This is a genomic window from Natrinema hispanicum (genome assembly GCF_900111485.1).
In the GTDB taxonomy this organism is placed as follows: domain Archaea; phylum Halobacteriota; class Halobacteria; order Halobacteriales; family Natrialbaceae; genus Natrinema; species Natrinema hispanicum_A.
In genome coordinates, this window is record NZ_FOIC01000004.1 from 58,815 (window position 1) to 75,549 (window position 16,735).

The window sequence follows — 16,735 nt, forward strand, 5'->3', positions numbered from 1 at the left end:
CACGCAGGTTCCAGGCGTCAATCGAGTTTAACTGTGGGTGGCGGGTGCTGAGCCGGGCAGTTAGAGACCGACTTGGCGTCTCAACTTGAAGTGACGGGACGGAGGGGCGTGAGTGCGAATCGTCTGAGAGAACCGCTCCGACCTTCCGTTGCGTCCAACTTGCGCCTTCTCTAACGGCGAGAGTCCCGCCGATAGCTCCACCGAGTGTGGCGAGAAACGTTCGGCGCGAGTGGTCAGTCATCGCTTTCCTCCCAAGATGAGATTTCGACCGATTCGCTAACCTGCTCGTCAGAGGGGGAAGCTTCGGTCTCTAAGGGGGTATATCGGGACGAATCCCACGTTCGTTCCGGTTGCTGGAGCACGTCGAACAGAGCTTTGAGTGTGATCGCAGCGAGGAAGTGCCGATACACGACAAAAATCAACGGACTATACGCAGCCAGCCAGAGGCGATTGTCGTTGAGTTCCAAGGCGAAGAGTGTGCCAAGGAATTCGAGGGCCGCAAACAACGTAACGATAACTGCGACGTACAGCCACTGCCCGGCGGCCACCCCGGCGAGGATCGTCCAAAGAATCACCAGCGTCACAATCGGCATCGCGGACAGGGAGATGAGTTGGTAGGGGAAGACGAGCCCCGAGAAGGTTGAACGATCCGTCCCGCGGAGCAATCCTCGATGCTTCAGGAGCGTCTCGAGAGTGCCGAGTTTCCACCGCAGTCGCTGTCTGGCTAATCCACGCCACGTTCGCGGTGCCTCCGTATACACTAGCGCTTCACTTGCCCGGACAGACCAGCCCGCACGCAGAATCTGGAGCGTAATATCGTAGTCTTCCGTCATTGTATCACCGTCGTACCCCCCGACTCCATCGATTGCAACCTTCCGGAAGCACCCCAAACAGCCGGGAACGACGTTTACGGAATCGGTCGCCGCGAACGCCCGTCGAAAGGTGTTGATCCCGACAGCATACTCAAGCGCCTGGAGTTTTTCAACAAGCGTGTCAACCCGGGTGGGCTTCACAGTACCCGCAACAGCACCAACGGATGGGTCCACCAGGAGGTCGGCAACAATTTCGACGAGTGTAGAGTCGGTAACTCTAGAATCGGCATCGACCGTGACGACGACCGACCCAGTGGCTCGCTCTAAACCCGTATTCAACGCGGAGAACTTCCCACCGTTTTCCTGCTGAAGAACGTGTACGTCTGCCGTCGCGTGGGCACAGGCCTCCTGATAGGTCGCGTCTGTACTCCCGTCGTCAATGACGATGATCTCCTTTGGACCGGGATACTCTGCTTGGACCAACCGATCGATACACTGTCCGATACATCCCGCTTCGTTGTAGGCAGGGACAAGGATCGAAAGAGGAACAGTCGGTGGATTCTGTTCCACGTCTGGAGACGATTGCTGGTGGGACTGGAACCAGGCTGCGGGGAGAACGTACCAGAAGTAAAAACTGACGAACAATACCGCGACAAGGATGATGCCCTGAACAACCGTCGCCTCTGCCTCGAAGAGATGATACCCGAGGAGGCCGCCAACCGGGACACCCAAAACGATCCAGGAGGGAAGCTCAGAGAGTAGCCATGGAGAGGGCCATCCATCGCGTCCATGGTATATGAGTAGCGCCTGGTAGGCTAATCCGACAACACCGACCAGCAGACACAGATTGACGACCGCTGCTGGTAAGAACGATAAAACTACTCCGAAGCCAAGAACACAGGCACAGAGAATAGCCGTTTCTACGTCCTGGTTCCGCAGAATCTCTATCAATGACTCGAATTTCCTCCCCATCGTAACGACAATATGTCATTAGCAGTTATTTAACATATTCTCGTTACCAGCTCGAAACGACAAACTAGTAAATATGGTTAAACCGTTATTTCGGTGCTATCGAGAGAGGGAGATCTGTATCTCGGCTCTATCGGAGGTACGACGACCTTACTCTGCCCGTTTGTCCACCTTGGGACGAACGGCTTCGGGATCAAGAGAACGCATTTCTGTAGCAGCAAAATGGTGTATTTATCAATAGTGTCTACCGTGGAATATTGAAATCGATTGCTGTTTTCGACCTATTACTATTCCAATATTAGAAGTAATATGGCACTGCTAGATTGAACCCTTCTGTGTGAGTGCTTCAACTGGCGGCTGATTGTCGAGTGCTTGATGACTGCGGTGGTGGTTGTAGTAGGCGGTGTAGGCAGTCAGCCAGCGCTCGGCGCTGGCCTGACTGCCGTTCCATGTTTCGTGGAACCGCTCGATTCGCATCGTATAGGTCTGAAAGAGCTTTTCAACGATGTTGCGGTCAGTGTAGTTGAGATCGCCGCTGAGATTAGTTCGGGCAAGGGCAGTCAAGTAGCCCATGCCATCAACGAGAAACTCCGCGTCTGCGACGCGGTGCTTCTCTTTCAGCTCCTCTAAGAACTGTTCAGCGGGATCTAGGCCCCTGTGCTTCGAAAGTCGTGCTCCATGCACGACTTTCGAATCGACATTAATCGAAGCGTAGAGCCACGCTTTCTCTTCGTTCCCGAGTTGAATCTGTTTCTCATCGACCGCAACACGGTCCGGTTGTGCTGTGAAGTCTTGCTCGTAATAATCAGCGTAGGCTTGGTACCAGTGCTGAATCGTTGCTCGGCGTCGTTCGACGCCGAACCACTCACAGAGGTCTCGACACTCCGCTAACGAGGCTGCTCCAGCATGGGCAGCGCACGCCAGCCTGATCAGCCAGGCTGGCGTGCGCGTCCGATCGCTATCCAAAAATTCCACATCAGAAGAACCCGTTACATCGACTTGGAGTTCTTCGAACAGCATGTTTCCACTTCCCTCGAAGAACTCCGCTCAGTTCAACCTCAATCTAGCAGTGCCAGTAATACGCATTTATCCTAGAACAGTCTTGTTGCTCTCCCGTAATTTGCTCCTGACTCGACGGTAAATGCAGATAATCGGTTCTCTGATCAGATAAACTAGAACGGATGGTCGTGCAAGATATGCGCCCTGTATCTTGTACGACGATCTGAAGATCATCTGATACTGGTAGGAAGCCCTACGGTCAGTTCGCAGGTGTAGTGAACGGATAGTTCATCTCGGTTGTGGTGAAAGAAATGCTGCGCTAATCGATCCACGACACCCTCCAGACTGCATCAATCGTGGACCAACACGTCGAGCACGTCCGGCCCGTCGTGGGCTAACGCGTCCTCGAGTGAATCGTCGAGGTCGTCGGGCGTCTCGACGCGGTTGGCGCGTGCGCCGTGGCTCTCGGCGTTTTTGACGAGGTCAACCGCCGGTTCGAAGTCCATGCCGACGAACTCGTAGTCCTCTTCCGTGCCGCCCATGAGCTCGAGCGTGTTGTCCTTGAGGATGCGGTAGTTGCGGTTGTCCGAGATGACGACCGTCAGATCGAGGTCGTAGCGGGCGGCGCTGTAGATCGAGTGGGGATAGTACTGGTAGGAGCCGTCGCCGACGAAGCCAACCACATCGCGGGGGTCGTCCCGTTGTGCTTCCGCGACGGCAGCGCCGACCGACGCCGGCAGCCCATAGCCTAGCCCGCCGCCCTTGTTCGAGATGTACTGTTCGGGCTCGAACTCCCACCGGTTGAGCATGACGAACTTCGAGGTGACGCCCTCATCGACGATGGCGGCGTCGCCCGCGACGCGTTCCATAGCGTCGACCAGTTGCGCCTTCGAGATGCGTCCGTCGTCGCCATCGCCCTCGCCGAAACCGGCTCGCGTGGCCGCCACTTGTTCGTTGACCTCGGCGACCGCCTCGAGTCGCTCGGCCACGGCGTCCTCAGAGAGTCTCCCCTGAACGAGGTCGGCGAGGTCCTGAAAGACGAGCCCGGGGTCACCGATCACGGCTGCATCGGCAGGCTGGTTCTTGCCGACCTGCCAGGCGTCGTCGCTAACGTGGATGCAGGTCGTGTCGGGATCGACCAGCGCCTCGTCGTGGCGGGTCAGCGTCGTGTTCGTCGAGACGCCGGCAAAGCAGATCGTATCGGTGTCGAGCAACGTCGCGGTGGAGGCCTCGCTGGTCGGCAGATAGGAGACCCACTGCTCGTGGGCGGTCGGGAAGTTGGCCTCGCTCGAGAGGATTTCGCCGTGGACGCGCGCACCCGTTTTCTCTGCGAGATCAACCGCCGCGGCGACGGCGTCGGCACCCGAGCGGGCGACACCATCACCGACGACCAGTACCGGCTCATCCGCCTCGGCCAGCAGGTCAGCAGCGCGCTCGAGCTGTCCCGGATCGCCACTGCCGGCGTTCGGAATCGGGCCGAGCCGTTCGGGTTCGGCGTTGGTTTCGGCCATCGTCACGTCCAGCGGCAAGGCGAGGAAGACCGGCCCCGTCGGCGGCGTCATCGCCACTCGGAACGCCCGCCGGAGCATCGTCGGGAGCGTCGCGACATCGAGGACTTCGGCCGACCACTTGCAGAACTGCCGGGCCATGTCTGCCAGTCGGCCCGAGAGGATCGGCTCCTCGTGGCGGAAGTCGGTGCTGTGATTCCCCGCGGTCACGACCAGCGGTGCGCCGGCGACCTTGGCCGCATAGAGGTTGCCAAGCCCGTGGGCCAGCCCGGGCGCGATGTGGAGGTTCGCCACACCGACGGGCGTGATCGAGTCGTCGTGATGGGCGTGATACCGCCGCCGCTGCGCGTAGCCGCCGGCCATCCCCACCGCAATGTCCTCGTGGAGGCCGAGCCGATACTCGAGGTCGCTCTCGGCGATCGCGTCCATGATCGGCAACTCGGTCGTGCCCGGGTTGCCGAAGACGTAGTCGACGCCGTAGGACTCGAGGGCATCGGTGACGAGGTCTGCGCCCGTGTAGCCGTCCGTCATGCCGTTTCGTGGCACGGCAGTTCACATCAAGCTATGCGTTTCGACTGATCGGTTCCAGCGCGTGCGGCCCCGGCCCGGGTATTATACGACAGTTCGTTGTCGCTCGGATATGGCCATCGCGAGGGACGGGACGGGGATGGGCACGACGGCTCGAGCGCTCTGGTCACAGGTCCATCCCGTCTTTATGACACCACCGCTGGCGGCATCGGTGTTCGGTGCGATCCTCGCCGGCACCGTCGCGCCGCTGCTCGCAGCGATTCACCTCGTCGCGATGTTTGCAGCGGTCTATACGGCTCATGTCAAGGACGGCTACGTCGATTTCTACGTCCGGGACGAGGACGACGACCATCCGCTGACTGAACGGGGCTGTCGGCTCGCACTCGGGCTGTCAACGGCGACGGTCGCGCTGTGTTGTATCGCCCTCGCAGTTATCGTCGATATCGTCGCGGTCACGCTAGTCGTCCCGACGTGGCTGATCGCCTACCACCACGCACCACAACTCGATACGAACCCCGTGACGGCGACGACCGGCTACCCGCTCGGAATTGCGCTGTCAGTGCTCGGCGGCTACTACGTGCAAGCGACGACGATCAGCGCCGTTTCGCTGGCGTTCGCCGTCGTCTTTCTTGTCCTCCTCTCGGGCATCAAAGTGATCGACGACGCACAGGACTACGCCTACGACCGCTCGATCGAGAAACGGACCGTTGCGGTCGCGGTCGGCCCCGATCGCGCCTACGACGTCGCCTACGGGCTGATGGCCACTGCTTTACTGGCCGTTATCGGCCTCGCCATCGGCCGGCTCTTCCCGGTTACAGCGTTGCTCGCGGCGCTTGCGTTCGCAGCGGTCGCGGGCATCGCCCGACGGGCCGGCCCCGAACTCGCGACCATGCTGCTCATTCGGGGATCGTACGTCTTTCTCGCCGTACTCGTCGCAGCCGTCCAGTTCGAGCCCCTCGCCGGGTTCGTTTGAGACGGCCGGGGAGACCGCCGTCCAGCACTGTCATCTCTCACTCGAGGCGCTTCTCACGATCGCGGCTCACGCCTCGCAGTTCGAACAGGTGGCGCGCCAGCGAACTATCATACCGATGAGGCCGAGGGTGACGATCGAAACCGCAAGCTGGACGACTCCGCTACTCAGGCCGCCGACAGCGGCCCCACCAGCAACGGCGGTCCCACCGGCGACAGCGACGGTTCCGGAGCCGACACAGCAGAAACTCGCCAGCGTCGCAAGCCCCCAGAGTGACCCTCGAGAGGCGGTGTCCGAGTCCATGGTCGGCGTTCTGTCGAGTGAAAAGAAATGTGTTGTGGTGATTTGCTGACGCAGCGACTACGGAGTGCAGAGGCGGGGATCGGCAGACAGCCCCGCTCGATCAGGCGTACTTCCCGACGAGGCTGCGAAGCTGGGCTTCCTGTTGCATGCCGACGAGCTGTTCGGCGGGCTGGCCGTCCGAAAACAGCACGAGCGTCGGGACGCCACGGACGCCGTACTCCGCAGCGAGTTGCTGGTTGGCATCGATATCGACCTTTGCGACGGCCGCATCGGTTTCGGCGGCGATCGTCTCGACGACTGGCTCGAGCATCTGACATGGGCCACACCAGTCGGCATAGAAGTCGACGAGGACGACATCGTGTTCCGCGACAGTGTCGTCGAGCTCGGCCGCGCCATGGATCGAAATCGGCTCCGTCGGACTCCCCTGTGTCGAGTCCGCGGGCTCTTCGCCTGCCGCGCGGTCGCGAAGCTCCTCGAGTTTCCGTTGCCGAATCTCCTCGAGCGTCTGATCGTCGGTCATACCCGCCGGTACGGGATACATCGCCTTAGTTGTTTTGTATGATAGACACAATACAGCGAACGTTGCTGCTCGCTGTCGACGAGCGGCAGTCATCGTCGATCCGAAGCGGGCCGGCGATGACCGAGGGTGTGATCGATTTATTCGTCGCGTTGGACCGGCGCGCGCCCATCGTCGGGGGCCGAATCGAAGGTGTCCTCGAACTCCTGGATCAGGATGCCCATGCGGGCGTACCAGTCGTTGAGGAGTCGTTGCATGTCGGCTGCGAGCGCGTCCGGCTCCCGCACCTGATAGACGTAGTAGTAGCCGCCGCTCTCGTAGTTCCGCTGTTCTTGGGTTACGAAACCGGTGTCGAGCAGCCGGGAAATCGACCGATAGGCGGTCGACCGATCACGACTGATGCCGTCAGCGACGTCGTCAACCGTCAGCGGCTCGTCCGCAGTTACCAGCAGCCTGAATACTGTTCGATCGAGGTCTTTGAGCCCGTGAACGCACTCGAGGAGGTCGATACACTGCAGTTCGCTGTCTAGATATTCGCTCACCGAATCGGTCATCGTAACCGATAGTACGACCTAGTCACCAATAAGGTTGTTCATAGAGATCACAATACTCTGCGTATATCATCTGTATGAGACGCCAGTGTCAGTGATACCCTCCTGCGCGAGACTATCAGGAAAAGATGACCTGTCGGCGTTTGATTCCGTTGCAACCGTGTGCGCTCGGTTCGAAGCGAGCGAGCGTCGGTGTCGAAAAGATTTTTCTTGGACACCCCAATATCTCACACGAATGGGACATCATACGTTTGACTCCTCGCGGGCCGACAAGCTAGAGCAAGCCGACCGGCGGTATCAATTCCTCTCGGCCGAAGAACTGCTGTGGGCGCTCGAACCCGCCGCGACTGACACCGTCGCCGACCTCGGCAGTGGCACCGGATTCTACACCGACGTTGTCGCCCCACACGCGGGCGACGTGTACGCGGTTGACCTTCAAGAAGAGATGCACGACTACTATCGGGACAAAGGCACTCCCGAGAACGTCGATCTCGTCACGACCGGCGTGAGCGAGTTGCCCTTCGAGACAGACTCCATCGACGCCGCGTTCTCAACGATGACCTACCACGAGTTCGCGAACGACGACGCCCTCGAGGAGATCAGCCGGGTCCTCACGGCGGGTGGCCGCCTCGTTATCCTCGACTGGGCCGGGACCGGCACCGGCGAGCACGGGCCGCCAGTCGACGAACGCTACACTGCCGACGACGCTGCAACGGCACTTCGCGAACACGGCTTTACCATCGTACACGAGGCCGTCCGACCGGAAACGTTCCTGCTGGTCGCGACCCCCGAGTAAGCCCGGACACCTACCGGTCGCCAGTCCGGCTACGCGATCGAACGGGCTTCATCTGCCGCAGCCGTCTGGTAGTCCGTTTCCCAGTCGGCTATCGCTTCGATTACGGGTGCGAGCGATTCGCCGAGTTCGGTCAGCGAATAGTCGATGCGGACCGGTTTCTCGGTGACGACCGCCCTATCGACCAGCCGTTTCTCCACTTCTATCAGCTATTGGTGCTGTCGGCAAAACGGTGCTCAATACAGGGAAAACAGTCACCACACCAAAATCACGGATCAGAGTGAACGGATAGCGATCAGGATTCCACAGGAATAAAACCGATCACGATTTGTAGTACAGCGTCGCTCTTTACAAGCAGATGACAATTAATGGAGATCCGACCCTTCACTGCGAGTGATGCTGATGCCGTCGCTGAAGTGCATCGACGTGCATTCGACGGCCGGCTCGAAGAGTCACGCATTGTGCAGCGATTACACGATGCTGACGCGGCTGTGGTCTCGCTTGTAGCAGTTGTAGATACCCAAATTGTGGGCCACATCCTGTTTTCTCCGACGACCGTAGCCGATCAGGGAGCGAACGTCGAACTGGTTGGGCTCGCACCGGTCGGTGTCCGACCGGAGAATCAAAACGAGGGCATCGGCTCATCACTGATTCAGCACGGGGTAGAGAAGTGTCGTGAAGCCGGTGCCGACGCAGTGGTCGTATTAGGCGATCCCGAGTACTATTCTCGCTTTGGCTTTGAACGGGCAAGCGAGTATGGACTCGGTAATGAGTATGGTGCTGACGAAGGGTTCATGGTCAAACCGTTACACGAAGGAGCGATAGACAGCGTAAATGGTGTCGTCACATATCATCCAGAATTTCAACAGGCAGAGACGTAGCCTCAATTTTCGTGTGAGAATCGGTCTCTGGTACCAGCCGCCACAGGCGGTTACCAACCGGTAACCCGGTGACGAACGCGTTGGCTTGTGTTTATAGTCACCCACTGGTAACGGGGGGACAGAAGGGAATTCAACCGTGACGATGTCTACTGATCCATCCACGACCTACGACTACGAGGTTGCCGTCATCGGCGGCGGACCGGCCGGCCTGACGAGCGCACTGTATACGACGCGACTCGGGCACGAAACTGCCGTCTTCGACCGCGGTGGCGGCCGTGCCGCGATGATGCAAGAGACCCACAACGTCATCGGCGTTCCTGAATCGGTATCGGGCAACGAGTTCCTCCAGACCGCTGTCGATCAGATCGAATCCTACGGCGCGGACTACCGAACGGAGTTCGTTACCGAAATCGACCGCCGCGATGACGGCGCGTTCGAACTCGAGACGGGCGATGAAACCGTTACCGCCGAAGCCGTCGTGCTCGCGACCGGCTTTTCGGACGGCCGGCCCGATCCACCGCTTCCCCGGACCGGTCGCGGCCTCCACTACTGTCTCCACTGCGATGCGTACATGTTCGTCGACGAGCCGGTGTACGTGATGGGCCACGACGACAGCACCGCCATCGTCGCGATGATTATGCTCAACTACACCGACGATGTCGACATCCTGTTGCGCGGCGACGACCCCACCTGGAGCGAGGAGCGGGCCACCCAACTCGAGGGCCATCCCATCGATATCGTCGAGGCGGAAATCACTGGGATCCAAAACGGCGACGATGGCTGGCTCGAGGCGATCGAGTTCGAGGACGGCTCGGTTCGCGAGTACAAAGGCGGCTTCGCGATGTACGGCTCGGAGTACCACAACGACCTGGCGACGTCGCTGGGCGCAGAGATGAACGATGACGGCACGGTTGCCGTCGACGATCATGGCCGGACATCGATCGATGGCCTGTACGCCGTCGGCGATCTGACGCCGGGGCACAATCAGGTCCCCGTCGCGATGGGACAGGGGGCACAGGCTGGCATCGCGATCCACATGAGCCTGCGTACGTTCCCGAAATCGCTCGCGGAACTCGAGGCCGAGGGCGCAGTTGAGCCACAAGACGTTCCCGGGATCGCGCCCGGCCTGCGCCAGCAGGCCAACGAGCACTCGTCGGCCGAAGGCGACTAAGCCGGTCTCCGGACTCGATTTCCCGGCACAAACTAGAGCCGGTTGCGGGTGCGCCAGTAATTGCTGACTGTTTCAGGTTTTCATACGCGCTTTCGTATTGTGGCGGCCGACGGATTGTGAATCCGAGGCGCGGAACCACGTCTCTTTAGGGAGGTGACGAATAACGGTGATCCAGTGGTGCATGAGAGTATGAGACACGGGACACATGACCGGAGCGACGAGGCCACGTTGGACCACTATATCACCGCAGAGGAGCATCTGCCCGACGAGGAGTGTACGGAGACGACGCTGCAGATCACCGACGCCGAAACCAAGCGAATCTTCGAGGCACGCGTCCGGATCGCTCGCGAGCCCGACGAACTCACGGACCCACAGCGACTGACGGTCGTCACTGGGCCACACGAGACCGTCAGCAAGGAATGGTACGTCGAACTCTTGGACGAAATCGACGCAGCAGGGATCAACGAGGACCTCCTGCGGCGACTCGCACGTGAGCAGGAAACGACCTCGAACATCGTCAATACCCGCTCCGACGACCTCAAGGTGGTGCTCACCTACCTCGTCGAAGCGGGCCAGTACGAGTCGACTGCTGAGGCGCTTCGCGAGCTCGCGTTCGAGCGCCTCGCAGAGGATCGCCCCGCGCTGCTGGAGGCATACGACGCCGTCCGAACCGAGTTCGAAGCCGACCCACTCCGACGTGCGCTGATGGATCAGGAATAGTCATGGCAGCCGATTCGTTTCGCGACTATCTCCAGTTACTCGCCGACGACGACGCGCTCGTCTCGTTCGACGAGCCGGTATCGTGGGATCTCGAGGCAAGCGCGATCACGATGCTCGCCAACCGGACCGACGGCGAGGTGCCGCTGTTCGAGTCGGTCGGGGCGACCGACGTCGACGCAGCGCTCGTCGGCGATCCGTACCGCGGGCCACGGAGTCGACCGTGGGATCACTTCGCCCAGTCGTTCGACTTGTCAGCTGGCTTGTCCGGGGCCGCATACTACGACGCAGTCATCGACCGCCTTCGCTCGCCCTGCGAGCCCCGACTCCTCGAGCCCGAGCGCGCACCCTGCAAGGACGTCGTTCACACCGGCGCTGACGTCGACCTCCTGTCGTTCCCCTGGCCGTACGTGCATCGAAGCGACGGCGGGCGGTACTCGAATCTTCACACCATCGTCGCGCCAGACCCGGAGACGGAGTGGGGACGATGGTCGAGCCACCGGATGATGATCCATGACGATGCGCTCGCCAGCCTGCTGTTTCTGGCGGGCGAGCAAGTTCCGAATCGCTATTACTACGAGTACGAACCGCGCGGTGAGCCGATGCCGGTAGCGGCTGTCGTCGGAGCAGAGCCGGCCGTCCAGTGTAGTACCGAGATGTGGATTCCGACGGGCCGGAGCGAAGCGGCCTTCGCTGGCGGGCTGAAAGACCGGCCCGTCGACCTCGTTGCCTGCGAGACGAACGACCTGTCCGTCCCGGCAACGGCGGAACTGGTCATTGAAGGTCACGTCCTCCCAAACGAACGCCTCGACGAGGGCCCCTTCGGCGACTATTTCGGTTACATGAACGGCCCGCGGCGGTCGATGCCCGTGTTCGCCGTCGACGCGATCACCCACCGAGCCGAGCCCCGAGTGCCGTTTTGCGTCGAAGGGACCGGCGTCGGCTATGGCCAGAACTCGAGCAGCACGCTCCAGACCGCCGCTGCCGGCCCCGACGCGACGCTTGGCCTGCAGGCGGCTGGCTTCGACGTCGACGCTGCCGTGCCGTGGCGCTTTACCTCCCGGACCGTTTGGGTGATCGCGACGGACCGGTCGTATCCCGGTGTCCTCCACGAACTGGCGAACTTCGTTTTTACAACGTGGGGCATGCTCCACATCGATTTCTTCGTGTTCGTCGACTCGACGGTCGACGCACACGACCCACGGGCCGTCCTGACAGCGATCGCGCTGAACGCCGATCCGGACACGGACTTTCACCAGTTCGGCGTCGAGCGCATGCCGAAAGTCCCGCTTAACATCTACCAGACTCCCGACGAGAAAGGTAGTGCCGATGTCGGCACCTCGAAAGCCAAGACCGCGAAAGCCTACATCGATGCGACAAGTGACCGACCGCCGGAAGACGACGCCGAAATGGAGTCACTGCGCGCACGCGCACAACAACTCCTCGTCGACGCGGGCGTCTCGCCGGAGCCGTTCGAACTCCTCGAGCAGCGCCAGTACGGGGGCGGTGACCGACGATGATTCCATTCGCCCAGTACCTCCGTGGTCTGGACGGCGACGACGACCTGCTGACGCTCGCGGCCGACGAACTCGGCGACGTTCCACCCGACATCGTCGCGGCTGAAGCGCTCCGTGCGAGCGGGCCGGCGATCCGATACGATCGGGCCGACGGCGTCGATCTCGCGAGCGGCGTGTTCAGCGGCCCCGATGGGATGCAGCGGCGAGACGCACAGCCGTGGTCGCGGCTGGCGCTCGGGCTCGGTCTGGATCCTGACGGGTCGTTCGTCTCCGTGCTCGAGACGATCACGGGCCTCGGACCGGCCGGGCAGACTGACGGCCCGACGTACGATACGCAGGCGGCGTCACGAACCGTCGACAGCGTGCAGGCGCTGGGCCTCCCACAGGGTGCTGACGACGTCTGGCCCGCGCTGACGCTGGGTATGGCGTCGATCGCGACGGCCGATGGCACGTACTGGGCACCGATTCACGGCTTCATCGTTGGCGACGAAACGTTCAGAGTGCGGACACCTGCCGCGCTGGCTGCCCTGCTCGACGGTACCGAGACGATATCGATCGCCCTCGGCGTGCCACCTGCTGCTCTTATGACCGCCTACCTCCTCGCCGTGACCGACCACGTCGCGGTGCCGATCCAGGCCTGCGGTGTCGCCGACGACGTGCCGCTCGTCCCCACGAACGGCGGTCTCGTGCCAAGCGCGACTGAGGTCGTGATCGAGACGACAGTCGCCGACCGCCAGCCCGACTTCCAGTCGGACCGGCGTGAAGCGTGGGAGTACTGTCTCGAGAGCACGCCGCTGGCGCTGTCCGTCGAGCGAGTGATCGCGGCCGACGAGCCGGTCGTGCCGCTTTCGCCCGTCGGCCGACCGCTGGCGGATGATCTGCAGCTGACGGGCGTAGCGACAGCGGCGACGCTGTACCACCGCGTCAACAACTATTGGGGAATCTCGCCCGTCGAGTGGGTTCTCTTACCGGCCGAAGCCGAACTCGGCATCTGTGTCGTCGCCACCGATGTCCTCTATGCTGGCTTCGAATGGCAGCTCGCGAACATCCTGTTTACGTTCTCGTCGCTGTTCGATACCGTCATTATCGTCGACGAAGACGTCGCACCGACGGATCTCGGCCGCGTCCTCGGTGACATCTGGGTGAAAGCACATCCCTCTCGAGACTGGATCTTCAGCGACGCGTCCGCGCCAGCGGCCCAACGCCCCCGGTATCGACAGGACGGACAGACCGGCTCCCGGTTGTACGTCAATGCGGCCTGGGATCCGCGCTGGGAGGACTCCTATATCGCGCCACGGGTCACGTTCGAAACGTCGTTTCCGCCGGCCGTTCGTGAGGCCGCACGGACGGCGTGGCGGACACGCCATGATGGCGACGCTGCTGGAAGCGACCACGACGAGCAGTGACTGACAGTACCACTCACATAAAACTGAACAAACATATATGTTATACAATAGTACGTAAACAGTAGTGTTTACGCAGTACAGTAGTCTGATGAAGCGGGTCTATTCTGCAAAAACATACAGTATTCGTCTGTTTTCTCTGCGGAATTTACCGGTGGCATTATATAGGGGAACGATATCCGGGTTGGTGTATGGTGTCCAGCCACAACCTCTCGGACTACGAGACTGAACGGGAGCAGTTCTCGTGGGACGATATCTACGCGGATGCGGATTGGGATGCACCGGCGGAACTAAACATCGGACACGAGGTCGCCGACCGGCATGCGACCGAGCGTGAGTCGGTCGCACTCTATCAGGTCGATACCGACGGCGAGCTGACGAAGCTGACCTTCTGGGAGTTGGCCGACCGCTCGAGTCAGTTCGCGAACGTCCTCGAGCAGTTGGGTGTCGAGCAGGGCGACCGCGTGTTCTCGTATATGCCACGGATTCCGGAACACTACGTGGCGCTGGTCGGCACGCTGAAACGCGGGGCCGTCTGGGGGAGCGTCAACGAACGCTTCGGACCGGACGGCATCTCCTATCGGCTCGACGACTGCGATGCGAAGGTCCTCGTGACGACGAGCGACAACCGCGAGACGGTTGCGAAGGCACTCGAGGACGCGCCGACGGTCGAACACGTCATCACCGTCGACCGCGGCGACGGCGCACCTGCCGACGACGTCGTGTTCAATACGGCACTCGACGGCGCGAGCACCGAGTACGAGGCTGCCGCCACTGGCGGCGAAGACGATGCGTTGCTCTACTACACCTCAGGGACGACCGGGCTGGCGAAAGGTGTTCTCCACAAACAGCGCTGGGTAGCCGGCGTCGCGGCGACTCAGAAGTACGCCGTCGACCTCCAGCCCGGCGATCTCTACTGGAGTACAGGCGATTTGGGCTGGCTGACAGGCGCGATCAACACTCTTGGGGCCTGGTTCTGGGGGGCCTCGCTGTTCACCTACGAAGGCGAGTTCGACCCGGAGACGTGGGCCGAGTTGCTCGATGAGTACCCGATCACCGTGTTGTTCTCGGTGCCGACGGCCTACCGAATGCTCCGCGAGAACGAGGACGTGCTCGCAGACGTCGATCTCGATCTGCGTCACGCGCTCTCGATCGGTGAGCCGCTGTCTGCGGGCGTCGTCGAGTGGGGCGAGAACGAACTCGGCGTCACCATCCTTGACACGTACGGCCAGACGGAGACGGGCAACATGATCATCAACAACTACCCGACGATGGAGCTCCGACCCGGCTCGATGGGCAAGCCGCTGCCGGGGATCGAGGCCGACATCGTCGATCCCGAAACGGGCGAAGTGCTCGAGCCCGGCGAGACCGGCGAGATCGCCGAGCGCGGGGACTACCCCTGTTTCTTCGCCGAGTACTGGAACAAACCCGAGAAGACCGCGTCGTGTTTCGTCGACGGCTCCGACGGCGAATGGTACCTCTCGGGTGACCTCGCACACAAAGACGAGGACGGCTACTTCTGGTTCGAAGGGCGGGCCGACGACGTTATCCTCTCCTCGGGCTACCGCATCGGCCCCTTCGAGGTCGAGAGCTCGCTGGGCGAACACGAGGCCGTCGCCGAGGCCGCCGTCGTTCCTAAACCACACACGGAACGAGGCAACATCGTGAAAGCCTACATCGTGCCAAGCGAGAGCGCGACCCCCTCCGAGGACCTCAAGGAGAACATCAAGACCCACGTCAAAGAGGAGCTATCGGCCCACGAGTACCCGCGCGAACTCGAGTTCCGCGACGAACTGCCGAAGACGGTCACCGGAAAGATCCGCCGGACCGAACTGCAAGACGAGGCGGAAGACGAAGCCGAGGCGGCGACGTAACCTGCCGCCCCGGAGGACGAATTATTAGAGACGACCTACAACGATATACCATACCATGAATTTCGAGTCTACGCAAGAACGGTCGATGATCCGTTCGACCGCACAAGCGGTCGCAGCAGAATACGGGCCGGAGTACTGGCGCGAGAAAGAGGAAAACGAGGAGTTCGCCCAGGGATTCTGGGACGAGCTCGGCGAAGCCGGCTTCCACGGCCTGCTGGTTCCCGAGGAATACGGCGGTGCCAGTATGGGAATGCAGGATATGGGGCTGGCCATGGAGACGCTCTGTGCCGAAGGCTGTGGCATGGCCGGTACCTGGTATCTGGTGCTTACGGCTGGCATGGCCGCTGTCGGCATCCGCGAGAACGGAACGGAAGCCCAGAAAGAGAAATACCTCACCGACATCGCGACCGGCGAGCGGAACTTCTGCATTGGCATCACCGAACCCGAAGCGGGGACGAACACGCTAAACGTCGCCACGCGCGCCGAGAAAGACGGCGACGAGTACGTCCTCAACGGACAGAAGGCGTGGATCACTTTCTCCGACCGGGCGGACAATATGATCATCGTCACCCGCACGACGCCACTCGAGGAGGTCGATCGAGGCACCGGCGGCATCAGCCTGTTCATCGTCGACATGGACACCCCAGGTATCGATGTCTCGCCGATCTCCAAACACGGCATGAACTACTCGAAGTCCTGTGAGGTGTTCCTCGAGGACGTCCGCGTCCCCGAAGAGGACCTGCTTGGCGAGGAAGACGAAGGCTGGTGGGCGCTCGTCGACATGCTCAACCCAGAGCGCATCGGCTTTGCCGCGGCCGGGACGGGGATCGGCAAGCTCGCCGCGAATACGGCGATCGAGTATGCCAACGAACGCGAGGTGTTCGACGCCCCGATCGGGAGCCATCAGGCGGTCTCGTTCCCGATCACGAAAGCCTACGCGCGGATGGAGACGGCCGCGCTCATGCGCGAAAAGGCCGCCTGGCTCTACGACCAGGGCGAGGAGTGTGGCTACGAGACAAACGTCGCGAAGGCGACGGCCGTCGATGCCGGCATCGAGGCAGTCAAGCAGTCGATGCAGGCCTTCGGCGGCTGGGGCTACGCCACGGAGTACGACGTCGAGCGCTGGTGGCGCGAGATCAACCTCACGCGACTCGCGCCGGTCTCCCAGCAGATGGCGTACAACCACATCGGCCAGCAGCTTGGCTTCCCCAAATCCTACTGA

The 16,735-nt window shown here is 61.4% G+C and carries 16 protein-coding genes; 9 read left to right on the plus strand and 7 right to left on the minus strand.

Going from position 1 to position 16,735, the window contains the following annotated elements; genetic code table 11:
- Positions 1-233 precede the first annotated feature (233 nt).
- From BSG09_RS05225 to BSG09_RS05235, 3 genes are all read right to left on the minus strand, one after another.
- On the minus strand, positions 234-1,784 hold the full coding sequence (locus BSG09_RS05225) for a glycosyltransferase family 2 protein (RefSeq protein ID WP_092930883.1): 1,551 nt from the start codon (positions 1,782-1,784) through the stop codon (positions 234-236).
- Between the two features lie 315 nt (positions 1,785-2,099).
- Positions 2,100-2,798: an IS6 family transposase gene (locus BSG09_RS05230; protein ID WP_092931259.1), complete on the minus strand. Its 699-nt coding sequence runs from the start codon at positions 2,796-2,798 to the stop codon at positions 2,100-2,102.
- A gap of 332 nt (positions 2,799-3,130) precedes the next feature.
- Positions 3,131-4,819, minus strand: coding sequence for a thiamine pyrophosphate-binding protein (locus tag BSG09_RS05235; protein ID WP_092930885.1), 1,689 nt, complete (start codon positions 4,817-4,819; stop codon positions 3,131-3,133).
- A 109-nt stretch (positions 4,820-4,928) separates the two neighbouring features.
- On the opposite strand from BSG09_RS05235, the gene BSG09_RS05240 reads away from it, so the two are divergent.
- Positions 4,929-5,789: a UbiA family prenyltransferase gene (locus tag BSG09_RS05240; RefSeq protein ID WP_092930886.1), complete on the plus strand. Its 861-nt coding sequence runs from the start codon at positions 4,929-4,931 to the stop codon at positions 5,787-5,789.
- A gap of 66 nt (positions 5,790-5,855) precedes the next feature.
- Here the strand turns inward: BSG09_RS05240 and BSG09_RS05245 are convergent, their stop codons facing one another.
- The 3 genes from BSG09_RS05245 to BSG09_RS05255 all read right to left on the minus strand — a co-directional run bounded on the left by BSG09_RS05245 (position 5,856) and on the right by BSG09_RS05255 (position 7,160).
- The gene (locus BSG09_RS05245; RefSeq protein WP_092930888.1) at positions 5,856-6,089 is read right to left on the minus strand and encodes a hypothetical protein; all 234 of its coding nucleotides are present in this window, start codon (positions 6,087-6,089) and stop codon (positions 5,856-5,858) included.
- A 100-nt stretch (positions 6,090-6,189) separates the two neighbouring features.
- Positions 6,190-6,609, minus strand: coding sequence for a thioredoxin (gene trxA / locus BSG09_RS05250; protein ID WP_092930890.1), 420 nt, complete (start codon positions 6,607-6,609; stop codon positions 6,190-6,192).
- 137 nt (positions 6,610-6,746) lie between these two features.
- Positions 6,747-7,160, minus strand: coding sequence for a helix-turn-helix domain-containing protein (locus BSG09_RS05255; protein WP_092930892.1), 414 nt, complete (start codon positions 7,158-7,160; stop codon positions 6,747-6,749).
- 232 nt (positions 7,161-7,392) lie between these two features.
- Between BSG09_RS05255 and BSG09_RS05260 the strand changes: the two genes are divergently transcribed.
- Complete coding sequence (locus BSG09_RS05260; RefSeq protein ID WP_092930894.1) at positions 7,393-7,953, plus strand: class I SAM-dependent methyltransferase; 561 nt, start codon at positions 7,393-7,395, stop codon at positions 7,951-7,953.
- A gap of 29 nt (positions 7,954-7,982) precedes the next feature.
- On the opposite strand, the gene BSG09_RS05265 is transcribed toward BSG09_RS05260, so the two are convergent.
- On the minus strand, positions 7,983-8,150 hold the full coding sequence (locus BSG09_RS05265) for a winged helix-turn-helix transcriptional regulator (RefSeq protein ID WP_223174687.1): 168 nt from the start codon (positions 8,148-8,150) through the stop codon (positions 7,983-7,985).
- A 168-nt stretch (positions 8,151-8,318) separates the two neighbouring features.
- Between BSG09_RS05265 and BSG09_RS05270 the strand changes: the two genes are divergently transcribed.
- From BSG09_RS05270 to BSG09_RS05300, 7 genes are all read left to right on the plus strand, one after another.
- On the plus strand, positions 8,319-8,831 hold the full coding sequence (locus tag BSG09_RS05270; RefSeq protein ID WP_092930898.1) for a GNAT family N-acetyltransferase: 513 nt from the start codon (positions 8,319-8,321) through the stop codon (positions 8,829-8,831).
- 142 nt (positions 8,832-8,973) lie between these two features.
- Positions 8,974-10,002 carry an NAD(P)/FAD-dependent oxidoreductase gene (locus BSG09_RS05275; RefSeq protein WP_092930900.1) on the plus strand — a complete coding sequence of 343 codons (1,029 nt, stop codon included), beginning with the start codon at positions 8,974-8,976 and terminating at the stop codon, positions 10,000-10,002.
- 189 nt (positions 10,003-10,191) lie between these two features.
- Positions 10,192-10,722, plus strand: a complete 531-nt coding sequence (locus BSG09_RS05280) for a ubiD operon protein (protein ID WP_092930902.1) — start codon at positions 10,192-10,194, stop codon at positions 10,720-10,722.
- Between the two features lie 2 nt (positions 10,723-10,724).
- The gene (locus BSG09_RS05285; protein ID WP_092930904.1) at positions 10,725-12,239 is read left to right on the plus strand and encodes a UbiD family decarboxylase; all 1,515 of its coding nucleotides are present in this window, start codon (positions 10,725-10,727) and stop codon (positions 12,237-12,239) included.
- Entirely contained in the window at positions 12,236-13,642 is a 1,407-nt protein-coding gene (locus BSG09_RS05290; protein WP_092930906.1) for a UbiD family decarboxylase, read from the plus strand. Before BSG09_RS05285 ends, BSG09_RS05290 begins: the two co-directional genes overlap by 4 nt.
- Positions 13,643-13,830: 188 nt before the next feature.
- The gene (locus BSG09_RS05295) at positions 13,831-15,513 is read left to right on the plus strand and encodes an acyl-CoA synthetase (RefSeq protein ID WP_092930908.1); all 1,683 of its coding nucleotides are present in this window, start codon (positions 13,831-13,833) and stop codon (positions 15,511-15,513) included.
- Positions 15,514-15,568: 55 nt separating this feature from the next.
- The gene (locus tag BSG09_RS05300) at positions 15,569-16,735 is read left to right on the plus strand and encodes an acyl-CoA dehydrogenase family protein (RefSeq protein WP_092930910.1); all 1,167 of its coding nucleotides are present in this window, start codon (positions 15,569-15,571) and stop codon (positions 16,733-16,735) included.

Bases quoted from the DNA above. Each gene is read 5' to 3' on its own strand.
- BSG09_RS05285 (WP_092930904.1), top strand. From the start codon at position 10,725: ATGGCAGCCGATTCGTTTCGCGACTATCTCCAGTTACTCGCCGACGAC.
- BSG09_RS05235 (WP_092930885.1), bottom strand. From the start codon at position 4,819: ATGACGGACGGCTACACGGGCGCAGACCTCGTCACCGATGCCCTCGAG.
- BSG09_RS05280 (WP_092930902.1), top strand. From the start codon at position 10,192: ATGAGACACGGGACACATGACCGGAGCGACGAGGCCACGTTGGACCAC.
- BSG09_RS05260 (WP_092930894.1), top strand. From the start codon at position 7,393: ATGGGACATCATACGTTTGACTCCTCGCGGGCCGACAAGCTAGAGCAA.
- BSG09_RS05270 (WP_092930898.1), top strand. From the start codon at position 8,319: ATGGAGATCCGACCCTTCACTGCGAGTGATGCTGATGCCGTCGCTGAA.
- BSG09_RS05245 (WP_092930888.1), bottom strand. From the start codon at position 6,089: ATGGACTCGGACACCGCCTCTCGAGGGTCACTCTGGGGGCTTGCGACG.
- BSG09_RS05240 (WP_092930886.1), top strand. From the start codon at position 4,929: ATGGCCATCGCGAGGGACGGGACGGGGATGGGCACGACGGCTCGAGCG.
- BSG09_RS05290 (WP_092930906.1), top strand. From the start codon at position 12,236: ATGATTCCATTCGCCCAGTACCTCCGTGGTCTGGACGGCGACGACGAC.
- BSG09_RS05255 (WP_092930892.1), bottom strand. From the start codon at position 7,160: ATGACCGATTCGGTGAGCGAATATCTAGACAGCGAACTGCAGTGTATC.
- BSG09_RS05225 (WP_092930883.1), bottom strand. From the start codon at position 1,784: ATGGGGAGGAAATTCGAGTCATTGATAGAGATTCTGCGGAACCAGGAC.
- BSG09_RS05295 (WP_092930908.1), top strand. From the start codon at position 13,831: ATGGTGTCCAGCCACAACCTCTCGGACTACGAGACTGAACGGGAGCAG.
- BSG09_RS05300 (WP_092930910.1), top strand. From the start codon at position 15,569: ATGAATTTCGAGTCTACGCAAGAACGGTCGATGATCCGTTCGACCGCA.
- trxA (WP_092930890.1), bottom strand. From the start codon at position 6,609: ATGACCGACGATCAGACGCTCGAGGAGATTCGGCAACGGAAACTCGAG.
- BSG09_RS05275 (WP_092930900.1), top strand. From the start codon at position 8,974: ATGTCTACTGATCCATCCACGACCTACGACTACGAGGTTGCCGTCATC.